This is a genomic window from Belnapia rosea, assembly GCF_900101615.1.
GTDB classification, from domain to species: Bacteria; Pseudomonadota; Alphaproteobacteria; order Acetobacterales; family Acetobacteraceae; genus Belnapia; species Belnapia rosea.
In genome coordinates, this window is the sequence record NZ_FMZX01000018.1 from 48,145 (window position 1) to 61,046 (window position 12,902).

Sequence of the window (12,902 nt, forward strand, 5' to 3'; positions counted from 1 at the left end):
GCGCGCTAGATGCCCCCGCTAGAACGCGAAGTCAAGCCCGCTTGTCCGGCGGCTGGCCCGTCTTTAGGTTGCGCCCGCGTTCCCACGGCTCCGTCCCAAAGCCCCATTCTCAATCAAGGTCATCGGCATGTTCCTGGATGTGGTGTTCTTCCTGGCCGGCGCTGTGCTGGACCTGCTCTGGTGGGCGGTGATGCTCGCCGTGGTGGTCCAGCTGCTGGTCAATTTCGGCGTACTCGACACCCGCAACCGCATCGTCTGGACCATCGCGGATTTTCTCTACCGGGTGACGGAGCCACTTTTCGGCCGTGTGCGCCGCGTGCTGCCGAATTTCGGTCCGGTCGATCTCTCGCCGCTGGTGGTGCTGCTGCTGATCACTGCCTGCCAGATGCTGCTCGGCGCCATCCGCCGTTCGCTGCTGGTCAACGGGATGTATTTTTGAGTGATGGCTGGTGGCGGCCGGGCCAGGACGGCCTCACCCTTCGGGTGAAGGTGCAGCCCCGGGCACGGCGCCGAGCTATCGGCGGCCTGGCGCCGGGCGTGGATGGACCTCGCCTCCGTCTTGCCGTCACTGAGGCGGCCGAGGATGGGCGGGCGAACCGTGCCGTCTGCGCCGTGCTCGCCGAGGCGCTTGGCCTGCCCGCCTCCTCCGTCACCGTGCTGCAGGGCATGACGGCGCGCGAGAAGCTGCTGCAGGTGGCCGGCGACCCGGCGGTGCTGGCCACGAAGCTGAAGGAACTGGCATGACCGCAACCATCATCGACGGCAAGGCCGTGGCGGAACGGCTGCGCGCCGGCCTCGCCGAACGGATCGCCGCCCTGCCCTTCCGCCCGGGCCTCCGCGTCGTCCGCATCGGCGATGATCCGGCGAGCGGCGTCTATGTCCGCAACAAGGACCGCGCCGCCATGGCCGCCGGCTTCGACAGTGCGACCATCCACCTGCCGGCGGAGACCAGCGAGGCGACCCTGCTTGCGCTGATCGCCCGGCTGAATGCCGACCCGGCGGTGGATGGTATCCTGGTGCAGCTCCCCCTGCCGTCGCAGATCCGCGCCGATGCGGTCATCGCCGCCGTGGATCCCGCAAAGGATGTCGACGGCTTCCACCCGATCAATGCCGGGCGCCTCGCCAGCCGTCAGCCCGGCCTCATCCCCTGCACGCCGAAGGGGGTGATGCATCTGCTGCGCGAGGCGGGGGCGACGTTGCCCGGCGCCCGTGCCGTGGTGCTCGGCCGCAGCCAGATCGTCGGCCGGCCGATGCTGCAATTGCTGCTGGCGGCCGATTGCACCGTCACAGTCGTGCACTCCCGCACCCGCGACCTTCCCGCTGAATGCCGGCGGGCGGAGATCTTGGTGGCCGCCGTCGGCCAGCCGGCGCTGGTGCGTGGCGACTGGATCGCCGAGGGCGCCATCGTCATCGATGTCGGCATCAACCGCGGCGCCGACGGCAAGCTGATCGGCGATGTCGCCTTCGCCGAGGCACTGCCGCGGGCCGCGGCCATCACCCCTGTGCCGGGCGGCGTCGGGCCGATGACCATCGCCTGCCTACTTGAGAACACCTTGGAGGCAGCGCTCGCGCGGCGGAGCCTGCCCGCGGAGTAACTCCCTTGGCGGGTTTCGGCCTCGGCCTGCTCTTCGTCACGATCTGGGCCTCGGCCTTCACCGCCATCAAGGGGCTGGTGCCGGAATGGCCGCCGCTCTGGGCGCTGGCCGTGCGCTTCTGCCTGGTGGCGCTGCTCCTCGGCGGGGTGCTGGCCTGGCGCGGGCTGCGCTGGCCGGGGCGCCCGGACGGGTGGCGGCTGGCGGCGATGGGAGTGTTCGGCTCGGCTGGCTACCTGGCCGGCGCCTGGCTTGCCTCGCTGACCCTGCCCTCGGGGCTGGTGGCGCTGCTCTCCGCCACCGCGCCGCTTTTCGTCGCAATGGGCGAGGTGGCCTTCCTCGGCCGCCGGGTGCCGGCAATGGCCTGGGCGGGGCTTGGCCTTGGCTGGCTTGGCGTTGCGGTGCTCGGCGCCGGGCGCGGGGCGACGGGGTTCGAGCTGCATGGGGTGCTGCTGGCCCTGGGCGGCGCGCTGTCCCAGGCAACGGGCATTCTGGTCTTCGCCCCGGCGCGGGGACGGGTCGATGCCTGGACAGCCAATGCGGTCCAGGCAGCGGTCGCTGCCCTGGTGCTTATCGGCCTCGCCGGCCTGATCGAGACCCGCCTGCCCGGCCCTCCCAGTGCGGTGGCGATCGCCTCCCTCGCCTATGGCGTGGTGGTGGTCGGCATCGGCGGCTATGCGCTCTACTTCACCATGTTGAAGCGCCTGCCGCCGGCGACCGCCTCGGCGCTGCAGCTGCTGGCCCCGCCCGTCGCTGCCCTGCTGGGCTGGGGGCTGCTCGGCGAGGTGCTGGGCTGGACGGATGTGGCCGGCGGCCTGGTGACGCTGGCCGGCCTCGCCCTGCTGTTCCGGGCCCGCACCAGCTGAGCCTCGGCGGTTGACGGGCACCATGACTCCCGTCTATAGGCCTCGCCTCCCGGTGTCGCCCCTGGCCTCGCCGGCGGCCCTTTTTGGCCGATCCCATACCGAACCCTTGCCCGGGGCAGCGCCGACCCCGGCCTTTGATCCTGGCGCGACCAGTTGAGGCCGCACGATGACCTTCGCAGTGATCCGCACCGGCGGAAAGCAGTACCGGGTGACGCCGAACGCCCTGCTCACCGTCGAGAAGCTTGAGGCCGAGCCCGGCGCCACCGTCACCTTTCATGACGTTCTGGCCCTGGGTGGCGAAGCCGGCCTCACCCTCGGGGCGCCGACTGTCCCGGGCGCCAGCGTCACCGCCACGGTGGTGAAGCAGGCCCGCGGTGAGAAGGTGCTGATCCTGAAGAAGCGCCGCCGGCAGAACAGCCGCCGCAAGCGGGGCCATCGCCAGGACCTGACGGTCCTGCGTATCGCCGACATCGCCGCGGCCTGAACGAGAAGGAGATCTCTCCATGGCACATAAGAAGGCAGGCGGCTCCTCCCGCAACGGGCGCGACAGCGCCGGCAAGCGCCTCGGCGTGAAGCTGTTCGGCGGTCAGGTCGTGCGCGCGGGCAACATCATCGTCACCCAGCGCGGCACGAAGATGCTGCCGGGCCGCAATGTCGGCGTCGGCCGCACCCATTCGCTGCATGCGATGGTCGATGGTACGGTGAAGTTCGAGCGCAAGGCCGAGGGCCGCGTGCATGTCTCCGTGCTGCCGGTGGCCCAGGCTGCCGAATAAGCCTCACCCGCAGCGGTGACGCGAAGGGGGCCGCGAGGCCCCCTTTTTCTTTTCCAGGGTCCAAGCCCCCATGAAATTCCTCGATGAAGCCAAGGTCTGGGTGAAGGCCGGTGACGGGGGCGATGGCGTCATCGCCTTCCGGCGCGAGAAGTATATCGAATTCGGCGGTCCCGACGGCGGCAATGGCGGCCGCGGCGGCAATGTGGTGATCGAGGCGGTCGATGGCCTCAATACGCTGATCGACTACCGCTACGCCCAGCATTTCAAGGCGCGCAAGGGCGGCAACGGCGCCGGCCAGGACCGATCGGGCGCGGGTAGCGAGGATGTCGTCCTCAAGGTTCCCCTGGGCACCCAGGTCTTCGCCGAGGACAAGGAGACGCTGCTCGCCGACCTCGATGCGCCCGGCACCCGCGTCGTCATCGCCCGGGGCGGCGATGGCGGCCATGGCAACGCGCATTACAAGACAAGCACCAACCGCGCCCCGCGCCGGGCCGACAAGGGCTGGCCGGGCGAAGAGAAGTGGCTCTGGCTGCGACTCAAGCTGATCGCTGATGCCGGGCTGGTCGGCCTGCCGAATGCGGGGAAGTCCACCTTCCTCGCCGCCGTCAGCGCGGCCCGCCCGAAGATCGCCGACTACCCCTTCACCACGCTGCATCCGCAACTCGGCGTGGTGCGGCTCAACGCCTCCGAGGAATTCGTCCTCGCCGACATCCCCGGCCTGATCGAGGGCGCGCATGAGGGGGCGGGGCTCGGCGACCGCTTCCTCGGCCATGTCGAGCGCTGCGCCGTGCTGCTGCATCTGGTGGATGGCAGCCAGCCCGACCCGGTTGGTGCCTGGCGCACCGTGCGGGAGGAGCTGGAAGGCTACGGCAACGGCCTCGCCGAGAAGCCGGAGCTGGTGGCGCTCAACAAGCTGGACGCCATGACCCCCCAGGCCCGCACCAGCCGGCTGAAGGCGCTGGAGCGTGCCGTTGGCCGTCCGGTGCTGCTGCTCTCCGGCGCGACGCGGGAAGGCGTGCCCGAGGCGCTGCGGGCGCTGGCCGATGTCATCGCCGCCCGGCGTGCGGAACAGAAGGAGGCACGCCCCTCCCCAGCCGCGGCCGCTACAGGCAAGGGGTAGCTGGCGCGGACGGGGGCCTTACCGCGCCCGCCGGCCCGGCAGCGCCAGCAGCCCACCCAGCGTGCCGATGACGGCCGCGAGCGGGCCGAAGCCGGCGAAGCCGTGCTGGGCGATCATCCAGCTGCCGAGCGCCGCGGCGCCAAGCCAGCCGATGCTGGCCGAGGTCACGTTGAGGCCAAGCACGGTGCCGCGCACCTCATCCGGCACCTCGGCCAGCGCGGCCATCAGGCTCGGCCGGGCGATCGCGTTGACGAAGACATAGAAGAAGCCGAGCACGACGGAGACGCCGAGCCCAGGGCGCCAGCCGAACAGCAGGAGCGCCATCGCGGCCGAGCCGAACATCGCCCCGGCGAAGGTCAGACGCCGGCTCGGCAAGCGGTCCGCCAACTGGCCGCCCAGCACCATGCCGAGAATGCTGCCCAGCGCGAAAACCGCCAGCGGCACCACCAATCCGCTGAGGGAGAGGCCATAGCTCGCCTGCAGGAAGGTGGCGAAGTAGACGGCGATGAGGCCGTAGCAGATCCGCTCCGCCACCCCCATGGTCAGCAGCCGCAGCACCGGCCCGGTCAACGCCGACTTGGTCTGGCCGCCGGGCTGTGGGCGCATGGCCGCCTCGACGGCCGCCGGGCGCCGTGTCGTCGCCCAGAGCGCGAGCCCGGCCAGCACGGCTACCCCGGCGACAACCTGGTTCACGCCGCGCCAGCCGAGCGAGGCGCCGATCCAGGCCGCCAGAGGCACGCCGAGCAACAGGGTGAGCGACTGCCCGGCCATCACCCAACCCAATGCCCGGCCACGCTGCCGATCCACCACCCGGGCCGAGGCCTCGGTCATCAGCACGCCGGTGAAGGCGCCGGCGCAGCCGCCCGCCACCGTTACCCAAAGCGCCACCCAGAGAAAGCTGCCCGCCTCGGCGACGGCGAGCAGGCAGAGCGCCATCGCCACCGGTCCGCCGATCAGGAAGGGCCGCCGCCCCCAGCGGTCCGAGCCGGCCCCGGCCACCATCGAGGCGATGCCCCAGGACACCGAGGTCATCGCCATGAGGTTGCCGACCAGGGACAGGCTCGTGCCAAGATCTCGCGCCATCTCGAGCAGGAAGGGCGCCCGTGTGGTCCCGCTCGAGGAGGCGGCGAACATGCCGAAGCAGGCGGCGGCCAAAAGAGCCCAAGGCATGGGCGGTTGCCCGAGCGGCGGGGCGCCCTGGGCCGCCTCGCCAGGCGGGAGGGGCCGGCGGTGACGGGCCATGGCGTTTCCTTAATGGGTCCTGCGTCTGGCCGTCAGGATGCTGGCTTCCCGGCGAGGTGGCAAACCGGCCGCGTCAGGCCCCACCCGAAAGCCGGGCCGAACGAGCTGGCGTTGTGCCGCCCTCGCCCTGGTCGGGCGAGAGGCGCAGGACCACCCGCAGCACGCCATCGGCCAGCGTCTCGCTGGTCAGTTCGGCAGCGATCTGCCGCGCCAGGGTGCGGATGACCGTCGGGCCGAGGCTGGTCTTGTCCGGGCAGGAGGACGCGGTTCCGCCCTCGATCTCGGCGAGGATCACGCCCTCCTCCAGCCGTGCCGAGAGCTGCACCGGCCCCGGCTGGCGCAGCGCCTGCGTGACCAATTCCGACAGGATCAGCGCCAGCGGGATGGCCCGTTCCGCGTCGAGAGTCAGCTCCTCAGGCGCCGTGGTCCGGATATCGGCCGCCGGATGCTGCACCGCTGCACCGGCCGCCAGTTCCCGCAGCATGTCCGCGAGGCGGATGTTCCGGAAATCCGGGCTCTGCTGCAGCGCGCGATGCGCCTCGGCCACCGCCTGGACGCGCGCGGTTGCCGCCTCCAAGGCCTCGCGGGCCGCCGGCTCCGCCACCCGGCCAGCCTGCAGCCGCAGCAGGGCGGCAACGAGCTGGAGGCTGTTCTTGATCCGGTGATCCGCTTCCCGGGCCAGCCGCTCGCGTGCCGCCAGGGCTTCGCGCAACTGGGCCTCGGCACTATGGCGTTCCTCGATATCGGTGCAGGTGCCGACCCAATGGCGCACGGCGCCCACGGCGTTGCAGATCGGTGCGGCCTTCACCCGATGCCAACGAAAACGGCCGTCGCGATCGCGCAGCCTGGCATCCACGTCGTAATCGCCGCCCTCCGCCAGGGCCCGCGCCCAGGCCGCAGCCAGCACCTGGCGATCCTCCGGATGCACCACCTCGAGCCAGCCGCCGCCACGCAACTGCGCCAGGTCGAGGCCAGTGAGTTCGCGCCAGCGGGAATTGACATAATCCGGTTCGCCATTGGGATTTGTCTGCCAGACCAGATGCGGCATGGCCTCGGCGAGGGTGCGGAACCGCGCCTCGCTGTCCCGCAACGCCCATTCCGTCCGCTTGCGGGCATCGATATCGGTGTTGGCCCCCAGCCATTCGACGATGCCGCCATGGGTATCACGCAGCGGAGTCGCCCGCGCCGCGGTCCAGCGCCAGGCGCCGTCCCGGCTGCGCAGCCGGTACTCCATTTCCAAATTCTCGCCAGTGGCGACGGAATGGGCCCAGCGGCGCCGCACCATGGGGCGGTCCTCCGGGTGCAGGGCTTCCAGCCAGCCCCAACCAGCAGATTGGGCCGGTGTCTGCCCGGTCAGCGCGGCCCAGCCGCCCATGCTGATGACCGTACCATCAGCCGCCGCGGTCCAGACCGCCAGCGCCCCGGCTTCGACCAGCGCGCGGTAGCGGGCATCGAGGCCGATGCCGGTCTCGGGCGGGTCGGTCCAGGCCAGGATGCCGCCGGCGACCCGGCCTGCCTGGTCGCGGACCGGGGCAGCGCTGCATTGCAGGCTGCGCGCCTCACCATCCCAGGCGCGCAACGTCCATTGCTCGCGGGATACCACTTCGCCCTGGCCAAGCGCCCGGACCAGCGGCAGCGCCGCCGGGGAGGCAGGGCGGCGCCCATCCGCGTCACACAACTCCCAGCCGCTGCGTGAGGCGTTGCCGGCCAGGAGCCCCGCCGCCTCCCTGCCGATGAAGCCCAGGCCGTGCCGGCTGTGCCGCAGCAGCCTGCCATCCGGGCCGGCGATGGCAAGGCCAATGGGTGCGTGCTCCAGCACCGCATCCAGCACGGCTGCCGCCGCCTCGGCCTTGCACAGCCGACGGCGCAGCGCCGTCACGTCGCGAAGCTGCACCAGGACACCGGTGATGATGCCGTCCCGCCCTCGAACCGCCGATGCTTCCGCATCCCAGAGCCGGTCCGCATCGCCGAAGGGCAGGCGCCGCGCCTCGGCGCGGCAAGGCTCCCCGGTGGTGCGCACCAGGTCGATCAGCCGCAGATGCCCGCCTTCGGCGAGGGCGGGGAACAGTTCGGCAGCCGGGCGGCAATCCAGCGCTGCCCGATCCTGCCCACAGGCCGCGGCGAAGGCAGGGTTGGCGTAGATCAGGCGATGGGTCGGGCCAGTGAGCAGGATGATCGGATGCGGTGCAGCCTCGGCGAAGGCACGAACCCCATCGACATCAGGTGCCGGTCCTCGGCCTTCCTCGGGCACGGCTCGCTCCTTAGGCTTCCGGCCTTCATATCCGCATTCTAGGCGCTGCGATGGTGTGCCGCTAAGGCCTATGCCGCCGCATCAGATCAAAGCCTTGGGAGCGCGGCCAGCCGAGGGAACTGGCCGACGACTATACCGAAAAGTATTTCGCGCGCGGGTGGTGCAGCACGATGGCACTGGTCGATTGCTCGGGGTGCAGCTGCCACTCATCCGAGATCGAGACGCCGATCCGCTCCGCCCCGAGCAGCTTCAGCAGGGGTACCTGATCCTCCAGCCGGGGGCAGGCGGGATAACCGAAGGAGTAGCGGCCACCGCGGTAGCCCTGCTGCAGCATCTTGTCCATGTCGCGGTCATCATCCCCGGCGAAGCCCCATTCGGCGCGGATGCGCTTGTGTACGTATTCCGCCATGGCCTCCGCCATCTCGACGCTGAGGCCGTGAAGGTAGAGGTAATCCTGGTAGCGGTTCTCCTCGAACCACACCCGCGCCACGTCACTCGCCTTCTGGCCTACGGTGACGACCTGCAGGCCGATGACGTCGCGCCGCTCCGGCCCATCGCCGATATCGCGGATGAAGTCGGCGATGCATTCGCCATCCTGCTTCGGCTGGCGCGGCAGGGTGAAGCGGCAGGCCTCCGTCACGCCATCCTCCTCGAAGAGGATGAGGTCGTTGCCGGCGCCGGCGCATTTCCAGTAGCCGTAGATGGCCTGGGGCCGGAGGATGTCATCCGCCTCGGTCAGGGCCAGCATGCGCTTCAGCACCGGACGCAGCTCCTGCTTCGCCCAGCCGAGGAAGTCGTCGAGGCTCCGGCCCTGCTTCCGGAAGCCCCACTGGAATTGGTAGAGGCTGCGCTCGTTGATGAAGGGGATGATGGCCTTGGGTGCCGCCTCGATCACCCGCGCGCCCCAGAAGGGCGGCGTGGGCACCGGCTCCTCCGCCGTCAGCCGGCGGCGGCGGCCCTCGGCATAGGCGACATCGACCGGGGCGAAGCCGCGCGGGTCGGCGGTGCCGAGGGTACGGGCCTCATTGCGGGGCTTGCCGCGGCGCTTCGACTGGATGGCGGCAAGGTAGTCGTCGAAGCCGTTGCCCGTCACCTTGTCCATGAGATGGAGGCCATCGAAGGCATCGCGCGCATAGGCGACGCGGCCGGTTGCCTCGCCATTGGCATAGGCGCGGACGCAATCATCCTCGACATAGTTGCGGGTCAGCGCGGCGCCGCCGAGCAGCACCGGCACGTCGAGGCCGATGCGGCTCATCTCCTCGAGGTTCTCGCGCATCACCACGGTGGATTTGACGAGCAGGCCCGACATGCCGATGGCATGCGCCTTGTGCTCGCGAACGGCGGCGACCATGTCGGCCAGCGGCACCTTGATGCCGAGATTGACCACGCGGTAGCCGTTGTTGGTCAGGATGATGTCGACCAGGTTCTTGCCGATGTCATGCACATCGCCCTTCACCGTGGCGAGGACGATGGTGCCCTTCTCCTGCCCCTCGACCTTCTCCATGAAGGGCTCGAGATAGGCGACGGCGGATTTCATCGTCTCGGCGCTCTGCAGCACGAAGGGCAGCTGCATCTTGCCGGCGCCGAACAGCTCGCCCACCACCTTCATGCCGTCGAGCAGCACGTCGTTGATGATGGCCAGCGGCGCGATGCCCTGGTCGAGCGCGTCCTGCAGCTCCTCGGCCAGCCCCTTGCGGTCGCCATCGACGATGCGGTCCTTGAGGCGGCCCTCGACCGTCTCGGCGCGGACCTTCTTGACGTTGTCGGCGGCCTTCCGGCCGGAGAAGATCTCCAGCAGCTTCTGCAGCGGATCGTATCCCTCCCGCCTGCGGTCGAAGATCAAATCCTCGGCGACCTCCACCTCCTCCGGCGGGATCAGGTGCAGCGGCTTGATCTTGCTGACATGCACGATGGCGCCGGTCATGCCGGCCTTCACCGCATGGTCGAGGAAGACGCTGTTCAGCACGTGCCGCGCGGCTGGGTTCAGGCCGAAGGAGATGTTGGACAGGCCGAGGATAATCTGGATGTCGGGGAATTCATCCCGGATCATCCGGATGCCTTCCAGCGTCCACTGGCCAAGCTTGCGGTCGTCCTCATTGCCCGTGGCGATGGTGAAGGTCAGCGGGTCGATCAGCAGGTCGGATTGCTGCAGGCCGTGCTGGTTGCAGGCGAAATCCACCAGGCGGCGGGCAATGCGGAGCTTGTCCTCCGCCGTCTTGGCCATGCCGACCTCGTCGATGGTCAGCGCGATGACAGCGGCGCCGAATTTCTTGGCAAGCACCAGGCGATCATGCGCCGCCCCCTCGCCATCCTCGAAATTGATCGAGTTGATGATCGGCTTGCCGCCATGCAGCTTCAGCGCGGCCTCGATCACCGGGGTCTCGGTGCTGTCGATGACGAGCGGCGCGTTCACGCTGGAGGTGAAGCGGGTGACGACCTCGTTCATCTCCCCCATCTCGTCGCGCCCGACGAAGGCGGTGCAGATATCGAGGCTGTTCGAACCCTCGCCCACCTGCTCGCGGCCCATGGCAACGCAGCCATCCCAGTCATGCGCTGCCTGCCGCTCCCGCCAGGCTTTGGAGCCGTTGGCGTTGCAGCGTTCGCCGATGGAGAAATAGGCGTTTTCCTGCCGCAGCGACACCGCGCCATAGAGCGAGGCGACGGAGGGTACCCAATGGTACCTGCGGGCAGCCGGCGCCGGGCGCCACTCGCCGTGCCGGCGCAGCATGGCGTCGAGCGCGGCGATATGCGGGGTCGAGGTGCCGCAGCAGCCGCCGATCAGGTTGACGCCATCCTCGCGGACGAAGCGCTCCATCCAGCTCGCCATCTCCTCCGGCTGGAGGGGATAGTGGGTCTTGCCATCGACCAATTCCGGCAGGCCGGCATTGGGCTGCACGCTGATGAGGCCGGGCCAGTTCTGTGACAGCCAACGGACATGTTCGGCCATCTCCTGTGGCCCCGTGGCGCAATTCAGCCCGACCAGCGGGACGTCGAGCGCCTGCACGACGGTCGCGGCCGCGGCGATGTCGGGGCCGACCAGCAAGGTGCCGGTGGTCTCGACCGTCACCTGCACGAAGATCGGGATGTCCTTGCCCGAGGCCTTGATCGCCGCCTTGGCCGCATTCACCGCCGCCTTGATGAAGAGCGTGTCCTGGTTGGTCTCGGTCAGCAAGGCATCGACGCCGCCGGCGATCAGGCCGCGGCATTGCTCCTCCAGCGCCGCCTGCAGCGCGTCATAGGCGATATGGCCGAGCGAGGGCAGCTTGGTCCCTGGACCGATATCACCGATCACCCAGCGGTCCCGCCCATCGGCGAAGGTCTCGGCGGCCTCGCGCGCCAGCTCGCCGGCCAGCTTGTTGATCTCGAAGGCGCGCTCGGTCAGCTCGAACTCGCCGAGCGTCACCGGCGAGCCACCGAAGCTGTTGGTCAGCACCATGTCGGCGCCTGCCTCGTAATAGCCGCGATGGATCTCGCGGACGAGGTCGGGACGGGAGAGGTTCAGCACCTCGGTGCAGTTCTCCTTGCCCCAGTAATCCTTGTCGATATCGAGGGTCAGCGCCTGCACGCGGCTGCCCATGCCGCCGTCGCAGAGCAGCACGCGGTCACGGAGCGCTTGCAGCAGATGGGGGCGGGCCATGGGGAACGTCCTAGAAGGAGAGGGCAGGCAGGGCGGCAACGGGCACGGCGAGGCGGCGGGCCGGCCAGAGGCGAACGGCGAGAGGGCCGGAGATGGTGACGGGGGGCAGCGGCGCACAACCGGCCGGGCCAAGCCAACCGGCGATCTCCGCATCGTCGAAGCCCGGCCAGCGATGGGCATGGCGGTCTAGCAGCTCGGCCCGGCCATGCGGGGCGAGGTCGAGCACCAGCAGCAGCCCCTCCGGCCGCAGCACCCGCGCCGCCTCGGCGAGGGCCGCTGCCGGATCCTCGGCATAGTGCAGGACCATCTGCAGGGTCGCCACGTCGAAGCCCGCATCGGGCAGAGGCAGACGGTACATGTCGGCCTGGCGCACGGCGCAATGGGCGCCGAGGCCGCGTTCGGCCAGCCGTGCCCGGGCGAGGGCCAGCATGTCCCGGCTGGCATCGACGCCGAGCGCCACCTCGGCACGGGGCGCCAGCAACTCGAGCAATCGACCAGTGCCGGTGCCGATATCGAGGACGCGGCCTACCCGTGCGGGCAGGGCAGCGAGCAGTGCCGTCTCGATCGCCTCCGCGGGCAGGCCGAGGGCGCGCATCTCGTCCCAGTCGGCGCCGTGGCGGCGGAAGGCATCGGAGGCGATGCGGGCCCGTTCGGCCGCCAGCCGCGCCGCCTGGCGCCGGTCGGCGGCGAGCTGCGCATCCTCCTCCGGCAGCCGGGCGAGCAGCTGGTGCACCAGCCCGGCCGCGGCCGGCACCTGGAAATAGGCATTGGCGCCTTCCGGCAGGCGCTCGAGCAACCCGGCCTCGACCAACAGCTTCAGGTGCCGGGAAAGCCGCGGCTGGGATTGGCCAAGCACCGCGCAGAGATCGGAGACGCAGAAGGCCCCGCGGGCGCAGAGCGCCAGCAGCCGCAAGCGGGTCGGCTCGGCGGCGGCACGGAGCTGGGCCAGAAGCTCATCCATGGACCTGGATATCACATAAAGATATCCTTATGTCTAGTGGCTGACGGAGACTCGCATGGCCTGGACCCTGGATGCGCGCATTCCCCTGCTGCTGGTCGACGACAAGGCACGCCTTGCCGCGGCGCTCGCCGCAGGTCCGCCAGCCGCGCTGCTGGCCGAAGCCCCTGCCCCGGCCTGCCCCGGCCTTGCCCTGGAAGCCTTCGACAGCGCCGAAGCGCATGCGCCTGCCTGTACCTGTTGCGCGGGCCGCCCGGCCGCCGCCATTGCACTCGACCGGCTGTTCCAGGCCCGGGTCAGAGGCCAGGTTCCCTGGTTCGAACGGGTGGTGGCGCTGGCTGGCAGTGCCAGCGGCCAGGCACAGGTGCAGGCGGCACTGACCGGGGATGCGGTGACGGCGGCGCGCTTCAGGCCGGGCTGAGCGCTTCCCGCCTCGCCGGAGCCGGCCTAGGCTTCGGGCTTG

At 70.1% G+C, this 12,902-nt stretch carries 12 protein-coding genes; 8 read left to right on the forward strand and 4 right to left on the reverse strand.

Annotated elements, in window-relative coordinates:
• Positions 1–127 precede the first annotated feature (127 nt).
• From BLR02_RS21850 to obgE, 7 genes are all read left to right on the forward strand, one after another.
• On the forward strand, positions 128–439 hold the full coding sequence (locus tag BLR02_RS21850; RefSeq protein WP_090565827.1) for a YggT family protein: 312 nt from the start codon (positions 128–130) through the stop codon (positions 437–439).
• On the forward strand, positions 436–744 hold the full coding sequence (locus BLR02_RS21855; protein ID WP_090565829.1) for a DUF167 domain-containing protein: 309 nt from the start codon (positions 436–438) through the stop codon (positions 742–744). The genes BLR02_RS21850 and BLR02_RS21855 overlap by 4 nt, the downstream gene beginning before the upstream one ends.
• The gene (gene folD / locus BLR02_RS21860; RefSeq protein WP_090664633.1) at positions 741–1,595 is read left to right on the forward strand and encodes a bifunctional methylenetetrahydrofolate dehydrogenase/methenyltetrahydrofolate cyclohydrolase FolD; all 855 of its coding nucleotides are present in this window, start codon (positions 741–743) and stop codon (positions 1,593–1,595) included. The genes BLR02_RS21855 and folD overlap by 4 nt, the downstream gene beginning before the upstream one ends.
• Positions 1,596–1,600: 5 nt before the next feature.
• Positions 1,601–2,458 carry a DMT family transporter gene (locus tag BLR02_RS21865; protein WP_090664634.1) on the forward strand — a complete coding sequence of 286 codons (858 nt, stop codon included), beginning with the start codon at positions 1,601–1,603 and terminating at the stop codon, positions 2,456–2,458.
• A 166-nt stretch (positions 2,459–2,624) separates the two neighbouring features.
• Entirely contained in the window at positions 2,625–2,942 is a 318-nt protein-coding gene (rplU, locus tag BLR02_RS21870; RefSeq protein WP_090664635.1) for a 50S ribosomal protein L21, read from the forward strand.
• Between the two features lie 19 nt (positions 2,943–2,961).
• A complete protein-coding gene (gene rpmA / locus BLR02_RS21875; RefSeq protein WP_043338950.1) occupies positions 2,962–3,231 on the forward strand; it encodes a 50S ribosomal protein L27 in 270 nt (89 codons plus the stop codon).
• Between the two features lie 70 nt (positions 3,232–3,301).
• Positions 3,302–4,351 (forward strand): GTPase ObgE, encoded by a 1,050-nt coding sequence (obgE, locus tag BLR02_RS21880; protein WP_090664636.1) that lies wholly within the window; start codon positions 3,302–3,304, stop codon positions 4,349–4,351.
• 18 nt (positions 4,352–4,369) lie between these two features.
• On the opposite strand, the gene BLR02_RS21885 is transcribed toward obgE, so the two are convergent.
• From BLR02_RS21885 to BLR02_RS21900, 4 genes are all read right to left on the reverse strand, one after another.
• Complete coding sequence (locus BLR02_RS21885; protein ID WP_090565839.1) at positions 4,370–5,593, reverse strand: MFS transporter; 1,224 nt, start codon at positions 5,591–5,593, stop codon at positions 4,370–4,372.
• 73 nt (positions 5,594–5,666) lie between these two features.
• Positions 5,667–7,844, reverse strand: a complete 2,178-nt coding sequence (locus BLR02_RS21890; protein ID WP_090664637.1) for a PAS domain S-box protein — start codon at positions 7,842–7,844, stop codon at positions 5,667–5,669.
• A 130-nt stretch (positions 7,845–7,974) separates the two neighbouring features.
• Complete coding sequence (gene metH, locus BLR02_RS21895; protein WP_090664638.1) at positions 7,975–11,481, reverse strand: methionine synthase; 3,507 nt, start codon at positions 11,479–11,481, stop codon at positions 7,975–7,977.
• Positions 11,482–11,491: 10 nt separating this feature from the next.
• Complete coding sequence (locus BLR02_RS21900) at positions 11,492–12,442, reverse strand: ArsR/SmtB family transcription factor (protein WP_090565846.1); 951 nt, start codon at positions 12,440–12,442, stop codon at positions 11,492–11,494.
• A 55-nt stretch (positions 12,443–12,497) separates the two neighbouring features.
• On the opposite strand from BLR02_RS21900, the gene BLR02_RS21905 reads away from it, so the two are divergent.
• Positions 12,498–12,860 (forward strand): hypothetical protein, encoded by a 363-nt coding sequence (locus tag BLR02_RS21905; RefSeq protein ID WP_090565848.1) that lies wholly within the window; start codon positions 12,498–12,500, stop codon positions 12,858–12,860.
• Positions 12,861–12,902: the final 42 nt, after the last annotated feature.

What these genes read in the sequence shown, in the direction of transcription:
- BLR02_RS21900 (WP_090565846.1), bottom strand. Translation starts at nt 12,442, where the DNA reads ATGGATGAGCTTCTGGCCCAGCTCCGTGCCGCCGCCGAGCCGACCCGC.
- rpmA (WP_043338950.1), top strand. Translation starts at nt 2,962, where the DNA reads ATGGCACATAAGAAGGCAGGCGGCTCCTCCCGCAACGGGCGCGACAGC.
- folD (WP_090664633.1), top strand. Translation starts at nt 741, where the DNA reads ATGACCGCAACCATCATCGACGGCAAGGCCGTGGCGGAACGGCTGCGC.
- obgE (WP_090664636.1), top strand. Translation starts at nt 3,302, where the DNA reads ATGAAATTCCTCGATGAAGCCAAGGTCTGGGTGAAGGCCGGTGACGGG.
- BLR02_RS21905 (WP_090565848.1), top strand. Translation starts at nt 12,498, where the DNA reads ATGGCCTGGACCCTGGATGCGCGCATTCCCCTGCTGCTGGTCGACGAC.
- rplU (WP_090664635.1), top strand. Translation starts at nt 2,625, where the DNA reads ATGACCTTCGCAGTGATCCGCACCGGCGGAAAGCAGTACCGGGTGACG.
- metH (WP_090664638.1), bottom strand. Translation starts at nt 11,481, where the DNA reads ATGGCCCGCCCCCATCTGCTGCAAGCGCTCCGTGACCGCGTGCTGCTC.
- BLR02_RS21850 (WP_090565827.1), top strand. Translation starts at nt 128, where the DNA reads ATGTTCCTGGATGTGGTGTTCTTCCTGGCCGGCGCTGTGCTGGACCTG.
- BLR02_RS21885 (WP_090565839.1), bottom strand. Translation starts at nt 5,593, where the DNA reads ATGGCCCGTCACCGCCGGCCCCTCCCGCCTGGCGAGGCGGCCCAGGGC.